Annotated in this window: 12 protein-coding genes and 3 pseudogenes; 8 read left to right on the forward strand and 7 right to left on the reverse strand. The window is 71.8% G+C overall.

Features of this window, described 5'->3' with window-relative positions; all coding sequences use genetic code 11:
• The coding region (locus HUN59_RS09440) for a hypothetical protein (RefSeq protein WP_174779446.1) at positions 1 to 329 on the forward strand (329 nt) is incomplete at its 5' end.
• A gap of 323 nt (positions 330 to 652) precedes the next feature.
• On the opposite strand, the pseudogene carB (HUN59_RS09445) reads toward HUN59_RS09440, so the two are convergent.
• A pseudogene (gene carB, locus HUN59_RS09445) lies at positions 653 to 3,919 on the reverse strand (carbamoyl-phosphate synthase large subunit); the annotation flags it as partial.
• Positions 3,919 to 4,188: a glutamine amidotransferase-related protein gene (locus tag HUN59_RS09450; protein WP_254630051.1), complete on the reverse strand. Its 270-nt coding sequence runs from the start codon at positions 4,186 to 4,188 to the stop codon at positions 3,919 to 3,921. The pseudogene carB (HUN59_RS09445) and the gene HUN59_RS09450, both read right to left, overlap by 1 nt.
• Here HUN59_RS09450 and HUN59_RS09455 point away from each other — a divergent pair.
• A pseudogene (locus tag HUN59_RS09455) lies at positions 4,141 to 4,617 on the forward strand (carbamoyl-phosphate synthase domain-containing protein); the annotation flags it as partial. The gene HUN59_RS09450 and the pseudogene HUN59_RS09455 sit on opposite strands and share 48 nt — an antisense overlap.
• Positions 4,618 to 4,983: 366 nt before the next feature.
• Here the strand turns inward: HUN59_RS09455 and HUN59_RS19660 are convergent.
• From HUN59_RS19660 to pyrR (HUN59_RS09480), 5 genes and pseudogenes are all read right to left on the reverse strand, one after another.
• Positions 4,984 to 5,319 (reverse strand): annotated as a pseudogene (locus HUN59_RS19660) (carbamoyl-phosphate synthase domain-containing protein); the annotation flags it as partial.
• Entirely contained in the window at positions 5,319 to 5,861 is a 543-nt protein-coding gene (locus tag HUN59_RS09465; RefSeq protein ID WP_174778188.1) for a PH-like domain-containing protein, read from the reverse strand. The pseudogene HUN59_RS19660 and the gene HUN59_RS09465, both read right to left, overlap by 1 nt.
• Positions 5,858 to 7,216, reverse strand: a complete 1,359-nt coding sequence (locus HUN59_RS09470; protein ID WP_174778187.1) for a dihydroorotase — start codon at positions 7,214 to 7,216, stop codon at positions 5,858 to 5,860. The genes HUN59_RS09465 and HUN59_RS09470 overlap by 4 nt, the downstream gene beginning before the upstream one ends.
• The gene (locus tag HUN59_RS09475) at positions 7,213 to 8,175 is read right to left on the reverse strand and encodes an aspartate carbamoyltransferase catalytic subunit (RefSeq protein WP_058742128.1); all 963 of its coding nucleotides are present in this window, start codon (positions 8,173 to 8,175) and stop codon (positions 7,213 to 7,215) included. The genes HUN59_RS09470 and HUN59_RS09475 overlap by 4 nt, the downstream gene beginning before the upstream one ends.
• Positions 8,175 to 8,699 (reverse strand): bifunctional pyr operon transcriptional regulator/uracil phosphoribosyltransferase PyrR, encoded by a 525-nt coding sequence (gene pyrR, locus HUN59_RS09480; protein ID WP_254630050.1) that lies wholly within the window; start codon positions 8,697 to 8,699, stop codon positions 8,175 to 8,177. Before pyrR (HUN59_RS09480) ends, HUN59_RS09475 begins: the two co-directional genes overlap by 1 nt.
• Positions 8,700 to 8,953: 254 nt before the next feature.
• Here pyrR (HUN59_RS09480) and pyrR (HUN59_RS09485) point away from each other — a divergent pair, with 254 nt between their 5' ends.
• The 6 genes from pyrR (HUN59_RS09485) to carB (HUN59_RS09510) are packed head-to-tail and all read left to right on the forward strand — an operon-like array spanning position 8,954 to position 16,811.
• Positions 8,954 to 9,478: a bifunctional pyr operon transcriptional regulator/uracil phosphoribosyltransferase PyrR gene (gene pyrR, locus HUN59_RS09485; protein WP_254630050.1), complete on the forward strand. Its 525-nt coding sequence runs from the start codon at positions 8,954 to 8,956 to the stop codon at positions 9,476 to 9,478.
• Positions 9,478 to 10,440: an aspartate carbamoyltransferase catalytic subunit gene (locus tag HUN59_RS09490; RefSeq protein WP_058742128.1), complete on the forward strand. Its 963-nt coding sequence runs from the start codon at positions 9,478 to 9,480 to the stop codon at positions 10,438 to 10,440. Before pyrR (HUN59_RS09485) ends, HUN59_RS09490 begins: the two co-directional genes overlap by 1 nt.
• Positions 10,437 to 11,795, forward strand: coding sequence for a dihydroorotase (locus tag HUN59_RS09495; protein WP_174778187.1), 1,359 nt, complete (start codon positions 10,437 to 10,439; stop codon positions 11,793 to 11,795). Before HUN59_RS09490 ends, HUN59_RS09495 begins: the two co-directional genes overlap by 4 nt.
• Positions 11,792 to 12,334, forward strand: coding sequence for a PH-like domain-containing protein (locus HUN59_RS09500; protein WP_174778188.1), 543 nt, complete (start codon positions 11,792 to 11,794; stop codon positions 12,332 to 12,334). Before HUN59_RS09495 ends, HUN59_RS09500 begins: the two co-directional genes overlap by 4 nt.
• Positions 12,334 to 13,533, forward strand: coding sequence for a glutamine-hydrolyzing carbamoyl-phosphate synthase small subunit (gene carA, locus HUN59_RS09505; protein ID WP_174778196.1), 1,200 nt, complete (start codon positions 12,334 to 12,336; stop codon positions 13,531 to 13,533). Before HUN59_RS09500 ends, carA begins: the two co-directional genes overlap by 1 nt.
• Complete coding sequence (gene carB, locus HUN59_RS09510) at positions 13,533 to 16,811, forward strand: carbamoyl-phosphate synthase large subunit (RefSeq protein ID WP_174778189.1); 3,279 nt, start codon at positions 13,533 to 13,535, stop codon at positions 16,809 to 16,811. The genes carA and carB (HUN59_RS09510) overlap by 1 nt, the downstream gene beginning before the upstream one ends.
• Positions 16,812 to 16,853: the final 42 nt, after the last annotated feature.

The following is a 16,853-nucleotide window of genomic DNA, read 5'->3' on the forward strand; positions in this document are numbered from 1 at the left end:
GCTTCACGATCACCGCGACCGAGGGCACCGCCGAGGTGCTCCGCCGCAACGGCATCGAGGTCACGCTGGTCGGCAAGTACAGCGAGGGCGGTGAGAGCGTCGTCGACCTGCTCGCCCGCGACGAGGTCGACATCGTCATCAACACGCCGTCCGGTGCCGCCGGTCGCGCGGACGGGTACGAGATCCGCGCGGCGACGGTCGCGGCGGACAAGCCGCTCTTCACGACCATCGCGCAGCTGGGTGCAGCGGTCGCGGCGATCGAGACGATCGGCACGCCGCACAGCGTCCGCAGCCTGCAGGACTACGCGCTCGAGCGCGCGACCTGGTGACGGCCGGTCCCGTGGCAGCTGACACCCGGACAGGGCCCACGCCGCCGGTTCCGGACCGACGCGCCAGCGGCGGGCCGGCCGTGCCGGTGGGGAGAGGCACGGCCCCCTTCGGCGTGCGGCTCGCCGCCGCCATCGCGTCGCGTTCCGCACTGTGCGTCGGCATCGACCCCCACGCCGCCACCCTGGCGGCGTGGGGGCTCGGCCGCGACGAGCAGGGGCTGACGGCGTTCGGCGCCGCCCTGGTCGACGCGGCCGCCGGCCGCGCGGCGATCGTCAAGCCGCAGGTCGCCTTCTTCGAGGCGGCGGGGGTCGCCGGCTACCGCGCGCTCGAGCGCGTAGTCCTGCAGGCTGCGGACGCTGTGCGGCGTGCCGATCGTCTCGATCGCCGCGACCGCTGCACCCAGCTGCGCGATGGTCGTGAAGAGCGGCTTGTCCGCCGCGACCGTCGCCGCGCGGATCTCGTACCCGTCCGCGCGACCGGCGGCACCGGACGGCGTGTTGATGACGATGTCGACCTCGTCGCGGGCGAGCAGGTCGACGACGCTCTCACCGCCCTCGCTGTACTTGCCGACCAGCGTGACCTCGATGCCGTTGCGGCGGAGCACCTCGGCGGTGCCCTCGGTCGCGGTGATCGTGAAGCCGAGCTGCTGCAGGCGGTGCACCGGCAGGACCACCTGGCGCTTGTCGGTGTCCGCGACGCTCACGAACACCGTGCCGCTCGTCGGCAGGCCGCCGTACGCGGCGTCCTGCGACTTGAGGAAGGCGCGGGGGAAGTCGCGGTCGATGCCCATGACCTCGCCCGTGGAGCGCATCTCCGGGCTGAGCACCGAGTCGACGACCTGGCCGTCGTGGGTGCGGAAGCGGCGGAAGGGCAGCACGGCCTCCTTGACGGCGACCGGTGCCTGCGCGGGCACGGACGAGCCGTCACGCTCGGGCAGCAGGCCCTCGGCGACGAGCGCGTCGATCGAGGTGCCGGTCATGATGCGGCTCGCGGCCTTCGCGAGCGGGATGCCGAGCGCCTTCGAGACGAACGGGACCGTGCGGCTCGCGCGGGGGTTCGCCTCGAGCACGTAGAGCACGCCGGCGCCGATGGCGAACTGGACGTTGAGCAGGCCCTGCACGCCGATGCCGCGTGCGATCCGCTCGGTGGCCTCGACCACGCCGCGGATCTCCGCCTTGCCGAGTCCGACCGGGGGCAGGGTGCACGCCGAGTCGCCGGAGTGGATGCCGGCCTCCTCGATGTGCTCCATGATGCCGCCGATGTACAGGCGCTCCCCGTCGAACAGCGCGTCGACGTCGATCTCCACCGCGTCGTCCAGGAACCGGTCGACGAGCAGCGGGAGCTCCGGTCCGATGATCGCCTGGTCGGCCATCCGGTCGAAGTAGTCCGCCAGGGCGGCCGGGTCGTAGACGATCTCCATGCCGCGGCCGCCGAGCACGAACGACGGGCGGACGAGGACCGGGTAGCCGATCTCCTCGGCGACCGCGGTCGCGCTCGCCAGGTCGTGCGCGGTGCCGTTGCGCGGCGCGAGCAGGCCGGCCTGCTCGAGGATCGCGGAGAACTGCCCGCGCTCCTCGGCAGAGTCGATCGCTGCGGGGCTCGTGCCGAGGATGGGGATCCCGGCCGCCTCGAGCGGCTTCGCCAGGCCCAGGGCGGTCTGGCCGCCGAGCTGCACGACGACGCCGACGAGCTCGCCGGAAGCGGCCTCGGCCTCGATGACCTCGAGGACGTCCTCTGTGGTGAGCGGCTCGAAGTAGAGCCGGTCCGAGGTGTCGTAGTCGGTCGACACCGTCTCCGGGTTGCAGTTGATCATGATCGTCTCGAACCCGGCCTCGCTGAGCGCGAAGGAGGCGTGGACGCACGAGTAGTCGAACTCGACGCCCTGGCCGATGCGGTTCGGGCCGGAGCCGAGGATGACGACCTTCTTGCGGTCGCTCGGGGCGACCTCGGTCTCGGTGTCGTACGACGAGTAGTGGTACGGCGTGAGGGCGGGGAACTCGCCGGCGCAGGTGTCGACCGTCTTGAAGACGGGGCGGATGCCAAGGGCGTGCCGCGCGGTGCGGGCCTCCTGCTCGGAGATCCCCCGCAGGCCCGCGATCTGGGCGTCGCTGAAGCCGTGCTCCTTGGCCCACCGCAGGGTGTCCGCGTCGAGCGTCTCGGCTGCTGCGATCTCGGCCGCGACCTCGTTGATGAGGACGATCTGGTCGATGAACCACGGGTCGATCTTCGTGGCCTCGAAGACCTCGTCCGCGGTGGCGCCGGCGACGAGCGCCTGCTGCACCGTGACGATGCGGCCGTCGGTCGGAGTCTGCGCCTTCTCGAGCAGCGCGTCCTTGTCGAGCTCGGCCGCCGGCGTGTCCCAGTGGAAGCTCGAGCCGCGCTTCTCGAGGCTGCGCAGCGACTTCTGCAGCGCGGTGGCGTAGTTCCGGCCGATGGCCATCGCCTCGCCGACGCTCTTCATCGTGGTGGTGAGCGTGGCGTCGGCCGCCGGGAACTTCTCGAACGCGAACCGCGGGGTCTTCACGACGACGTAGTCGAGCGTCGGCTCGAAGCTCGCCGGCGTGACGCGCGTGATGTCGTTCTCGATCTCGTCCAGCCGGTAGCCGATCGCGAGCTTCGCGGCGATCTTGGCGATCGGGAAGCCCGTGGCCTTCGACGCGAGCGCCGACGAGCGGGAGACGCGCGGGTTCATCTCGATGACGATGAGCCGGCCGTTCGACGGGTCGACGGCGAACTGGATGTTGCAGCCACCGGTGTCGACACCGACGCGACGGATGATGTCGATGCCGATGTTCCGCATGTTCTGGTACTCGCGGTCGGTCAGCGTCAGCGCGGGGGCGACCGTGATCGAGTCGCCCGTGTGGACGCCCACCGGGTCGACGTTCTCGATCGAGCAGATCACGACCGTGTTGTCGAAGTTGTCCCGCATGAGCTCGAGCTCGTACTCCTTCCATCCGAGGATCGACTCCTCGAGGAGCACCTCGGTGGTCGGGCTGGACTGCAGGCCGTCGCCGACGAAGCGGACGAGCTCCTCCTCGTTGTAGGCGAAGCCCGAACCGAGGCCACCCATCGTGAAGGACGGCCGGACGACGAGCGGGTATCCGAGGTCGGCCGCGAACGCCTTCGCTTCCTCGAGGGTGTGCGCGATGTGGCTGCGGGCCACGTCGGCGCCGGACTCGAGGACGAGCTCCTTGAAGAGCTGGCGGTCCTCGCCGCGCTGGATCGCGTCGACCTTGGCGCCGATGAGCTCGACGCCGTACTTCTCGAGGATGCCCTCGGCGTCGAGCTTGATCGCCGCGTTGAGGGCCGTCTGACCGCCGAGGGTCGGCAGGACCGCGTCGGGCTGCTCGATCTTGATGATCTCCTCGAGCGACGCGCTCGTGATCGGCTCGATGTAGGTCGCGTCGGCGAAGTCCGGGTCGGTCATGATCGTCGCCGGGTTCGGGTTGACGAGGATGACGCGGACGCCCTCGGCGCGGAGGACGCGGCACGCCTGGGTGCCGGAGTAGTCGAACTCGGCGGCCTGCCCGATGACGATCGGGCCGGAGCCGATGACGAGGACGGAGTTGATGTCTGCGCGCTTCGGCATCAGTTGACTTCCTTCGTGACGTCGGCTGCGGGGGTCGTGGCGGTGGCGGTGGCCGCGTCGAGCGGCTCCCCCGCACGGCGCGCGCGGACCAGGTCGGCGAACCGGTCGAACAGGTACATGGAGTCGTGCGGGCCGGCCGCCGCCTCCGGGTGGTACTGCACGCTGAAGGCGGGCACGTCGAGGGCGCGGAGCCCCTCGACCACCTGGTCGTTCAGGGAGTAGTGCGAGACCTCGACCCGACCGAACCCGGCGGGCGACTCGACGACCACCTGGAGCGCGACGGCATCGTCGGCATCTCCGGGATCGACACCCGCGCGCTGACGCGTCGGATCCGCGATGCGGGCGCCATGAAGGGCGGCGTCTTCAGCGGTGCGGACGCGGACCTGTCCGCCGACGAGCAGCTGGCCGCCGTCCGCGACCAGGCCGCGATGCAGGGTGCGAGCTTCTCGTCGATCGTCTCCACGCCGGAGACCTACGTGGTCCCGGCCGTCGGGGAGCAGATCGGCCGGCTCGCCGTGCTCGACCTGGGCGTGAAGGCGTCGACCACCCGCTACCTCGCCGAGCGCGGGTTCGAGGTGCACGTCGTGCCGCAGGACATCACCGCGGCCGAGCTGTCGGCGCTGGATCCCGATGCCCTCTTCTACTCGAACGGCCCCGGCGACCCCGCCGCGAGCGACGCGCAGGTCGAACTCCTGCAGCAGTCGCTGCGGACCGGCCGCCCGTTCTTCGGCATCTGCTTCGGCAACCAGCTCCTCGGCCGCGGTGATGTCCTGCGGCACGACGTGCACCTCGAACCCGCGCTCGGCGAGGTAGCGGGTGGTCGACGCCTTCACGCCCAGGTCGAGCACGGCGAGCCGGCCGATCTGCTCCCCGACGGCCGGGACCACGTAGGTCTCCGGCGTGGAGACGATCGACGAGAAGCTCGCACCCTGCATCGCGGCCTGGTCGCGGACGGCGGCCAGCTGCTCGTCGGCGGACAGGTCCGCGTCCGCACCGCTGAAGACGCCGCCCTTCATGGCGCCCGCATCGCGGATCCGACGCGTCAGCGCGCGGGTGTCGATCCCGGAGATGCCGACGATGCCGTCGCGCTCCAGGTGGTCGTCGAGCGTGGCGTTCGCGCGGTGGTTCGACACGACGCGGCTGGGGTCGCGGACGACGTAGCCCGCCACCCAGATGCGACGGGACTCGGGGTCCTCGTCGTTGACGCCGGTGTTGCCGATGTGCGGTGCCGTCTGCACCACGATCTGTCCGGCGTAGGACGGGTCGGTCAGCGTCTCCTGGTAGCCGGTCATGCCCGTGGCGAAGACCACCTCACCGAGGGATCGGCCTCGGGCGCCGTACGCCCATCCGTCGTACCGGGTGCCGTCCTCGAGGACCAGCACGGCCCGTTCGCGTGTCATCAGTTCGTCCCTTCGCCCGCGGGGTGCGGGTGTTCGTGCGTCGTCGTCAGTCCCTGCAGGGCGGCGAGTGCTGCTGCGCCGCCCTCCGGGAACCGGAAGTAGGTGTCGAGGTCCGTCGCACCTGCGGCGCCGGTCGCCGTCCATCGCAGACGGACCAGTCCCCCGGGCTCGACCACACGGTCGATGGCCCACGTGGCGCGGTCGGCGCCGCGCACGGCGTCCACCGCGATCCAGCGGTCCACGGCGCCGGCGTGGTGCAGGACCACCCCGGTGTCGTGGACGGTCACCCCGCCGCGGCCCCGGAACCCGAGACCGCCGGCGGTGATGCGTTCGAGTGGCTCGTCGGCGCGGGTCGTCGCGACGGTGAACCCGTCCCAGGACCCGGCTGCCGGTCCGACGTCGGTCGGGACCGGGACGGGAGGCACGGCTGCCGTCTGGTGCCTGGCCCGCGTCCGCCAGGTGCGCGCCATGGCGACGAACAGCAGGGCGACGAGGGCCAGGACGATCCCGCCGACGAGCCAGCGCAGCGCGTCACCACTCATGCCGTCGCCTCCGCCCGCACGCTGCGCGCGTGCGCCGCGACGGTCTCGGCGTCGACGAGCCGGCCGTCGAGCACCGTCGGGGCGCCGTGGTGGAAGGTCGCGACGACCCGTCCGGGCAGGCGCATCCCGAGGTACGGGGAGTTCTGCGACTGGCCGGCAAGATCCGCCACGGAGAACTCGCGGACGGCCGCCGGGTCGTAGAGGGCGAGCTCGGCTGGAGCGCCCTCGACGATGCGCTGTCCGTGGCCCTCGACCTGCCCGATGCGCGCCGGCGCCTCGGACAGGACGCGCGCGACGTCCGCCCAGTCGAGCTGTCCGGACTCGACCACGGCCGCGTGCACGACGCTGAGCGCCGACTCGAGTCCGACCATGCCGTTCGCGGCGGCCGGCCACTCGCAGCACTTCGCCTCGGCGGTGTGCGGCGCGTGGTCGGTGGCGACGATGTCGATGGTGCCGTCGGCGAGTGCGGCGCGGAGCGCGTCCACGTCCTCGCGCGAGCGGAGCGGCGGGTTCACCTTGTACTTGGCGTCGTACCCGGGCGCGCCGTCGACCCCGGCGATGAGGTCCTCGGTGAGCACGAGGTGGTGCGGCGTGACCTCGGCGGTGACGTCGATGCCGCGGGACTTGGCCCAGCGGATGACCTCGACGCTGCCCGCGGTCGAGACGTGGCACACGTGCAGGCGCGCTCCGACGTGGTCGGCGAGCAGCACGTCGCGGGCGATGATCGCCTCCTCCGCCACCGCGGGCCAGCCGGCGAGCCCGAGCTCCGACGACAGCCGGCCCTCGTTCATCTGCGCGCCGATGGTGAGCCGCGGTTCCTGCGCGTGCTGCGCGAGGACCCCGCCGAAGCCCTTGATGTACTCGAGCGCCCGGCGCATGAGCAGCGGGTCGGCGACGCAGGACCCGTCGTCCGAGAACACCCGGACCTTCGCCCTGCTCGTCGCCATGGCCCCGATCTCGGACAGGTGGGTTCCCTGCAGCCCCTGCGACACCGCACCGATCGGGCGGACCGTGACGTACCCGGCGTCGTCGCCGAGCGCCTGCACCTGCTCGACGACCCCCGCCGTGTCGGCGACCGGCGAGGAGTTCGCCATCGCGTTCACCGCGGTGAAGCCGCCGGCGGCCGCCGCTCGCGACCCGGTGAGCACCGTCTCGGACTCCTCGAAACCGGGCTCGCGGAGGTGCGTGTGGAGGTCCACGAGGCCGGGCAGCGCGATCAGCCCGTCAGCGTCGACGACCGTGGCCCCGGCCGCGTCGAGACCGGACCCGACCGCGGTGATGCGCCGCGCCTCCAGGCGGATGTCGGCACGCGTGCCGTCGACCAGCTGCGCGCCACGGATGAGGTGAGCGGTCATGCGACGGACTCCTTCGGTTCGTGCTCGCCCGTCAGGGCGAGGTAGAGGACGGCCATCCGGACCGACACGCCGTTCGCGACCTGCTCGACGACGGTCGAGCGGGGGTCGTCGGCGGCGACGCCGGCGATCTCGAGTCCGCGGTTCATCGGCCCCGGGTGCATGATCAGCGTGCGCTCGGACAGGGCCGCCGCGCGGGCCGCCGTCAGGCCGAAGTGCCGCGTGTACTCGCGGGGGTTCGGGAAGAACGCGTCGTTCATGCGCTCCTGTTGGATGCGGAGGAGCATCACGACGTCCGGGTCCTCGGCGAGGGCCGCGTCGAGGTCGTGGTGCACTGCTCCGCCGAACGGGCGGTCGACCGCCGGCAGGAGCGTCGGCGGAGCGGCGAACGTGACCTGGGCGCCGAGCGTGCGGAGGAGCCAGGCGTTCGACCGGGCGACGCGGCTGTGCAGGACGTCGCCGACGATCGTCACGCGGACACCGTCCAGGGCCGCGCCCCGGCTGGCGTCACCGTGCAGCCGACGGCGCATCGTGAAGGCGTCGAGGAGCGCCTGGGTCGGGTGCTCGTGCGTCCCGTCGCCGGCGTTCACCACCGGGACGTCGATCCAGTCGGCCTCGGCGAGGACCCGCGGAGCGCCGGACGCGGGGTGCCGCATCACGATGCCGTCGATGCCCATCGCGCCGAGGGTCTGCACGGTGTCCTTGAGCGACTCGCCCTTCGAGACGCTCGAGCCCTTCGCAGCGAAGTTGATGACGTCGGCGGAGAGCCGCTTCGCCGCCGCCTCGAAGGAGATGCGGGTGCGGGTGGAGTCCTCGAAGAACAGGTTGACGACGGTCTTGCCGCGGAGGGCCGGGAGCTTCCGGACCTCGCGCGTGTTGACCTCGGCCATCTCCTCGGCGACGTCGAGGATCCGGACGGCCTCGTCGCGCGACAGGTCGGCGGTGGAGAGCAGGTGGCGCATCAGGCGTCGTCCCCCCGCTGCTCGATCACGACTTCGTCGGTGCCGTCGGTCTCGGTGAGGCGCAGCGTCACCCGCTCGTCGGACGCCGTCGGCAGGTTCTTGCCGACGTGGTCCGCCCGGATGGGGAGCTGCCGGTGCCCGCGGTCGACGAGCACGGCGAGCCGCACCGCACGGGGCCGCCCGATGCCCTGCAGGGCGTCGAGGGCGGCCCGCACGGTGCGGCCGGAGTACAGCACGTCGTCGACGAGCACGACGACCTTGCCGTCGATGCCGCTCGTCGGGATCGTGGTGCGGTGCGGTGCACGACCGATGCCGTGCCCCAGGTCGTCCCGGTGCATCGTCACGTCGAGCGTGCCGAGGCGCTGGTCGCGCTCGGCGGCCCACTCGGGCTCGATGTCCGCGAGCAGCGACGCGAGCCGCTCGGCCAGGACGGCACCCCGCGTCGGGATACCCAGGAGCACGAGGTCCGAGGCACCGTGGTTGGCCTCGAGGATCTCGTGCGCGATGCGTGTCAGGGCACGCATGATGTCGGGCTGTTGCAGGACCGTTCTGGTGCCCACGCCGACCTCCTTCCCCGCCTCACCGGACGGACTTAAAGGACGCTGACGTGGTCAACCCTACCGGGACTCCTGGTCCCCTGCGACCGTCCGGCCGGACGGTCGCAGGGGACCAGGAGTCCCGGTAGGGTTGACCACGTCAGCGTCCTTTAAGTCCGTCCGGTGAGGCGGGGAAGGAGGTCGGCGTGGGCACCAGAACGGTCCTGCAACAGCCCGACATCATGCGTGCCCTGACACGCATCGCGCACGAGATCCTCGAGGCCAACCACGGTGCCTCGGACCTCGTGCTCCTGGGTATCCCGACGCGGGGTGCCGTCCTGGCCGAGCGGCTCGCGTCGCTGCTCGCGGACATCGAGCCCGAGTGGGCCGCCGAGCGCGACCAGCGCCTCGGCACGCTCGACGTGACGATGCACCGGGACGACCTGGGGCACGGCATCGGTCGTGCACCGCACCGCACCACGATCCCGACGAGCGGCATCGACGGCAAGGTCGTCGTGCTCGTCGACGACGTGCTGTACTCCGGCCGCACCGTGCGGGCCGCCCTCGACGCCCTGCAGGGCATCGGGCGGCCCCGTGCGGTGCGGCTCGCCGTGCTCGTCGACCGCGGGCACCGGCAGCTCCCCATCCGGGCGGACCACGTCGGCAAGAACCTGCCGACGGCGTCCGACGAGCGGGTGACGCTGCGCCTCACCGAGACCGACGGCACCGACGAAGTCGTGATCGAGCAGCGGGGGGACGACGCCTGATGCGCCACCTGCTCTCCACCGCCGACCTGTCGCGCGACGAGGCCGTCCGGATCCTCGACGTCGCCGAGGAGATGGCCGAGGTCAACACGCGCGAGGTCCGGAAGCTCCCGGCCCTCCGCGGCAAGACCGTCGTCAACCTGTTCTTCGAGGACTCCACCCGCACCCGCATCTCCTTCGAGGCGGCGGCGAAGCGGCTCTCCGCCGACGTCATCAACTTCGCTGCGAAGGGCTCGAGCGTCTCGAAGGGCGAGTCGCTCAAGGACACCGTGCAGACCCTCGGCGCGATGGGCATCGACGGCATCGTGATGCGGCACCCCGCGTCCGGCGCTCCGCGGGTCCTCGCCGAGGCCGACTGGATCGACGTCCCGGTGGTGAACGCCGGCGACGGGACGCACGAGCACCCGACCCAGGCGCTCCTCGACGCCTTCACGATGCGCCGTCGGCTGCACGGTGACGCCAGCCGGGGCGCGGCCCTGGACGGTGTCCGCGTGACGATCGTCGGCGACGTCCTGCACAGCCGCGTCGCCCGGTCGAACGCCTGGCTCCTCCGCACGCTCGGCGCCCAGGTCACGTTCGCCGCTCCGCCGACGCTCCTGCCGGCGGTCGACCGCCCGTTCGGCGGAGCAGTGCACCACGACCTCGACGCGGCCCTCGCCGAGGACCCGGACGTCGTGATGCTCCTCCGCATCCAACAGGAGCGCATGAACGACGCGTTCTTCCCGAACCCCCGCGAGTACACGCGGCACTTCGGCCTGACGGCGGCCCGCGCGGCGGCCCTGTCCGAGCGCACGCTGATCATGCACCCGGGGCCGATGAACCGCGGACTCGAGATCGCCGGCGTCGCCGCCGACGACCCCCGCTCGACCGTCGTCGAGCAGGTCGCGAACGGCGTGTCGGTCCGGATGGCCGTCCTCTACCTCGCCCTGACGGGCGAGCACGAACCGAAGGAGTCCGTCGCATGACCGCTCACCTCATCCGTGGCGCGCAGCTGGTCGACGGCACGCGTGCCGACATCCGCCTGGAGGCGCGGCGCATCACCGCGGTCGGGTCCGGTCTCGACGCGGCCGGGGCCACGGTCGTCGACGCTGACGGGCTGATCGCGCTGCCCGGCCTCGTGGACCTCCACACGCACCTCCGCGAGCCCGGTTTCGAGGAGTCCGAGACGGTGCTCACCGGGTCGCGAGCGGCGGCCGCCGGCGGCTTCACCGCGGTGAACGCGATGGCGAACTCCTCGCCGGTCGCCGACACGGCGGGGGTCGTCGAGCAGGTGCAGGCGCTCGGCGACGACGCCGGGTACGTCACGGTCCGCCCGATCGGTGCGGTGTCGCAGGGGCTGCAGGGAACCCACCTGTCCGAGATCGGGGCCATGGCGACGAGCAGGGCGAAGGTCCGGGTGTTCTCGGACGACGGGTCCTGCGTCGCCGACCCGCTGCTCATGCGCCGGGCGCTCGAGTACATCAAGGGCTTCGGCGGGGTCCTCGCGCAGCACGCGCAGGAACCGCGGCTCACCATCGGCGCGCAGATGAACGAGGGCCGGCTGTCGTCGGAGCTCGGGCTCGCCGGCTGGCCCGCGGTGGCGGAGGAGGCGATCATCGCCCGCGACGTGCTGCTCGCCGACCACGTCGGAGCGCGCCTGCACGTGTGCCACGTCTCGACCGCGGGCAGCGTCGAGGTCATCCGCTGGGCCAAGTCCCGCGGCATCGACGTCACCGCCGAGGTCACGCCGCACCACCTCGTGCTCACCGAGGACCTCATCGCCGGGGTCGACGGCGCGCCCGGGTACGACGCCAAGTACAAGGTGAACCCGCCGCTCCGCTCGCGCGAGGACGTGGACGCGCTCCGCGCCGCACTCGCCGACGGCACCATCGACATCGTCGCCACCGACCACGCGCCGCACACCGCCGAGGCGAAGTGCTGCGAGTGGCCGGCCGCCGCGAACGGCATGGTCGGACTCGAGTCGGCGCTCAGCGTCGTGCACGCGGCCGTGGTCGAGTCCGGACAGCTCGACTGGGCGGACGTCGCGCGCGTCCTGTCCGAGGCGCCGGCGCGCATCGGGCAGGTCGAGGGCCACGGACAGCGCATCGTCGAGGGCGCTCCAGCCGAGCTCGCCCTCTACGACCCGGCGGCCGTCCGCGAGTTCTCCGTGGCGGATCTTGCCGGCCAGTCGCAGAACTCCCCGTACCTCGGGATGCGCCTGCCCGGACGGGTCGTCGCGACCTTCCACCACGGCGCCCCGACGGTGCTCGACGGCCGGCTCGTCGACGCCGAGACCGTCGCGGCGCACGCGCGCAGCGTGCGGGCGGAGGCGACGGCATGAGTGGTGACGCGCTGCGCTGGCTCGTCGGCGGGATCGTCCTGGCCCTCGTCGCCCTGCTGTTCGTCGCCATGGCGCGCACCTGGCGGACGCGGGCCAGGCACCAGACGGCAGCCGTGCCTCCCGTCCCGGTCCCGACCGACGTCGGACCGGCAGCCGGGTCCTGGGACGGGTTCACCGTCGCGACGACCCGCGCCGACGAGCCACTCGAACGCATCACCGCCGGCGGTCTCGGGTTCCGGGGCCGCGGCGGGGTGACCGTCCACGACACCGGGGTGGTCCTGCACCACGCCGGCGCCGTGGACCGCTGGATCGCGGTGGACGCCGTGCGCGGCGCCGACCGCGCCACGTGGGCCATCGACCGTGTGGTCGAGCCCGGGGGACTGGTCCGTCTGCGATGGACGGCGACCGGCGCCGCAGGTGCGACGGACCTCGACACCTACTTCCGGTTCCCGGAGGGCGGCGCAGCAGCACTCGCCGCCCTGCAGGGACTGACGACGACGCACGAACACCCGCACCCCGCGGGCGAAGGGACGAACTGATGACACGCGAACGGGCCGTGCTGGTCCTCGAGGACGGCACCCGGTACGACGGATGGGCGTACGGCGCCCGAGGCCGATCCCTCGGTGAGGTGGTCTTCGCCACGGGCATGACCGGCTACCAGGAGACGCTGACCGACCCGTCCTACGCCGGACAGATCGTGGTGCAGACGGCACCGCACATCGGCAACACCGGCGTCAACGACGAGGACCCCGAGTCCCGTCGCATCTGGGTGGCGGGCTACGTCGTCCGCGACCCCAGCCGCGTCGTGTCGAACCACCGCGCGAACGCCACGCTCGACGACCACCTGGAGCGCGACGGCATCGTCGGCATCTCCGGGATCGACACCCGCGCGCTGACGCGTCGGATCCGCGATGCGGGCGCCATGAAGGGCGGCGTCTTCAGCGGTGCGGACGCGGACCTGTCCGCCGACGAGCAGCTGGCCGCCGTCCGCGACCAGGCCGCGATGCAGGGTGCGAGCTTCTCGTCGATCGTCTCCACGCCGGAGACCTACGTGGTCCCGGCCGTCGGGGAGCAGATCGGCCGGCTCGCCGTGCTCGACCTGGGCGTGAAGGCGTCGACCACCCGCTACCTCGCCGAGCGCGGGTTCGAGGTGCACGTCGTGCCGCAGGACATCACCGCGGCCGAGCTGTCGGCGCTGGATCCCGATGCCCTCTTCTACTCGAACGGCCCCGGCGACCCCGCCGCGAGCGACGCGCAGGTCGAACTCCTGCAGCAGTCGCTGCGGACCGGCCGCCCGTTCTTCGGCATCTGCTTCGGCAACCAGCTCCTCGGCCGCGCGCTGGGCTTCGGTACCTACAAGCTCCCGTTCGGCCACCGCGGGATCAACCAGCCGGTGCTCGACACCGCCACGGGCAAGGTCGAGATCACGAGCCAGAACCACGGCTTCGCGGTCGACGCGCCCCTGGACCAGGTCGTCGAGTCGCCCGCCGGGTTCGGTCGGGTCGAGGTCTCGCACTACTCCCTGAACGACCAGGTGGTCGAGGGGCTCCGCGCCCTCGACGTGCCCGCCTTCAGCGTGCAGTACCACCCGGAGGCGGCGGCCGGCCCGCACGACTCCATGTACCTGTTCGACCGGTTCGCCGACCTGGTCCGCGCGCGCCGTGCGGGGGAGCCGCTCGACGCGGCCACCGCCACCGCCACGACCCCCGCAGCCGACGTCACGAAGGAAGTCAACTGATGCCGAAGCGCGCAGACATCAACTCCGTCCTCGTCATCGGCTCCGGCCCGATCGTCATCGGGCAGGCCGCCGAGTTCGACTACTCCGGCACCCAGGCGTGCCGCGTCCTCCGCGCCGAGGGCGTCCGCGTCATCCTCGTCAACCCGAACCCGGCGACGATCATGACCGACCCGGACTTCGCCGACGCGACCTACATCGAGCCGATCACGAGCGCGTCGCTCGAGGAGATCATCAAGATCGAGCAGCCCGACGCGGTCCTGCCGACCCTCGGCGGTCAGACGGCCCTCAACGCGGCGATCAAGCTCGACGCCGAGGGCATCCTCGAGAAGTACGGCGTCGAGCTCATCGGCGCCAAGGTCGACGCGATCCAGCGCGGCGAGGACCGCCAGCTCTTCAAGGAGCTCGTCCTCGAGTCCGGCGCCGACGTGGCCCGCAGCCACATCGCGCACACCCTCGAGGAAGCGAAGGCGTTCGCGGCCGACCTCGGATACCCGCTCGTCGTCCGGCCGTCCTTCACGATGGGTGGCCTCGGTTCGGGCTTCGCCTACAACGAGGAGGAGCTCGTCCGCTTCGTCGGCGACGGCCTGCAGTCCAGCCCGACCACCGAGGTGCTCCTCGAGGAGTCGATCCTCGGATGGAAGGAGTACGAGCTCGAGCTCATGCGGGACAACTTCGACAACACGGTCGTGATCTGCTCGATCGAGAACGTCGACCCGGTGGGCGTCCACACGGGCGACTCGATCACGGTCGCCCCCGCGCTGACGCTGACCGACCGCGAGTACCAGAACATGCGGAACATCGGCATCGACATCATCCGTCGCGTCGGTGTCGACACCGGTGGCTGCAACATCCAGTTCGCCGTCGACCCGTCGAACGGCCGGCTCATCGTCATCGAGATGAACCCGCGCGTCTCCCGCTCGTCGGCGCTCGCGTCGAAGGCCACGGGCTTCCCGATCGCCAAGATCGCCGCGAAGCTCGCGATCGGCTACCGGCTGGACGAGATCGAGAACGACATCACGCGCGTCACGCCGGCGAGCTTCGAGCCGACGCTCGACTACGTCGTCGTGAAGACCCCGCGGTTCGCGTTCGAGAAGTTCCCGGCGGCCGACGCCACGCTCACCACCACGATGAAGAGCGTCGGCGAGGCGATGGCCATCGGCCGGAACTACGCCACCGCGCTGCAGAAGTCGCTGCGCAGCCTCGAGAAGCGCGGCTCGAGCTTCCACTGGGACACGCCGGCGGCCGAGCTCGACAAGGACGCGCTGCTCGAGAAGGCGCAGACTCCGACCGACGGCCGCATCGTCACGGTGCAGCAGGCGCTCGTCGCCGGCGCCACCGCGGACGAGGTCTTCGAGGCCACGAAGATCGACCCGTGGTTCATCGACCAGATCGTCCTCATCAACGAGGTCGCGGCCGAGATCGCAGCAGCCGAGACGCTCGACGCGGACACCCTGCGGTGGGCCAAGGAGCACGGCTTCAGCGACGCCCAGATCGCGGGCCTGCGGGGGATCTCCGAGCAGGAGGCCCGCACCGCGCGGCACGCCCTTGGCATCCGCCCCGTCTTCAAGACGGTCGACACCTGCGCCGGCGAGTTCCCCGCCCTCACGCCGTACCACTACTCGTCGTACGACACCGAGACCGAGGTCGCCCCGAGCGACCGCAAGAAGGTCGTCATCCTCGGCTCCGGCCCGAACCGCATCGGCCAGGGCGTCGAGTTCGACTACTCGTGCGTCCACGCCTCCTTCGCGCTCAGCGAGGCCGGGTTCGAGACGATCATGATCAACTGCAACCCGGAGACGGTGTCGACCGACTACGACACCTCGGACCGGCTCTACTTCGAGCCGCTCACCACAGAGGACGTCCTCGAGGTCATCGAGGCCGAGGCCGCTTCCGGCGAGCTCGTCGGCGTCGTCGTGCAGCTCGGCGGCCAGACCGCCCTGGGCCTGGCGAAGCCGCTCGAGGCGGCCGGGATCCCCATCCTCGGCACGAGCCCCGCAGCGATCGACTCTGCCGAGGAGCGCGGGCAGTTCTCCGCGATCCTCGAGCAGGCCGGCCTGCTCGCGCCGCGCAACGGCACCGCGCACGACCTGGCGAGCGCGACCGCGGTCGCCGAGGAGATCGGCTACCCGGTCCTCGTCCGCCCGTCGTTCGTGCTCGGCGGCCGCGGCATGGAGATCGTCTACGACCCGGCCGCCCTGGCGGACTACTTCGACCGGATGGCCGACCAGGCGATCATCGGACCGGAGCTCCCGCTGCTCGTCGACCGGTTCCTGGACGACGCGGTGGAGATCGACGTCGACGCGCTGTTCGACGGGGAGCGCCTGTACATCGGCGGCATCATGGAGCACATCGAGGAGGCCGGCATCCACTCCGGCGACTCGGCGTGCACCCTGCCCCCGGTCGGACTCGGCAAGGCGGAGATCCGCGGCGTGGTCGAGGCCACCGAGCGGATCGCACGCGGCATCGGCGTGCAGGGCCTGCTCAACGTCCAGTTCGCCATCGGCGCCGGCGTGCTCTACGTGCTCGAGGCGAACCCCCGCGCGAGCCGCACGGTCCCGTTCGTCTCGAAGGCGCTCGGCATCCCGCTCGCGAAGGCCGCGAGCCGCATCATGACCGGCACCTCGATCGACGCGCTCGTCGCCGAGGGCCTGCTGCCCGAGCGTGACGGCTCGTCCGTGCCCGCGCAGGCACCGGTCGCCGTCAAGGAGGCCGTGCTGCCCTTCCGCCGCTTCCGCACCCACGACGGCCAGGTCGTCGACTCGGTGCTCAGCCCGGAGATGCGCTCCACGGGCGAGGTCATGGGCATCGACCGCGACTTCCCCCGCGCCTTCCTCAAGTCGCAGGACGCCGCGTACGGCGGCCTGCCGACGAGCGGCACGGTGTTCGTGAGCGTCGCGGACACCGACAAGCGCCAGGTGGTCCTGCCGGTGCACCGCCTGCAGCAGCTCGGCTTCACGATCACCGCGACCGAGGGCACCGCCGAGGTGCTCCGCCGCAACGGCATCGAGGTCACGCTGGTCGGCAAGTACAGCGAGGGCGGTGAGAGCGTCGTCGACCTGCTCGCCCGCGACGAGGTCGACATCGTCATCAACACGCCGTCCGGTGCCGCCGGTCGCGCGGACGGGTACGAGATCCGCGCGGCGACGGTCGCGGCGGACAAGCCGCTCTTCACGACCATCGCGCAGCTGGGTGCAGCGGTCGCGGCGATCGAGACGATCGGCACGCCGCACAGCGTCCGCAGCCTGCAGGACTACGCGCTCGAGCGCGCGACCTGGTGACGGCCGGTCCCGTGGCAGCTGACACCCGGACAGGGCCCACGC

Source organism: Curtobacterium sp. Csp2, from assembly GCF_013347165.1.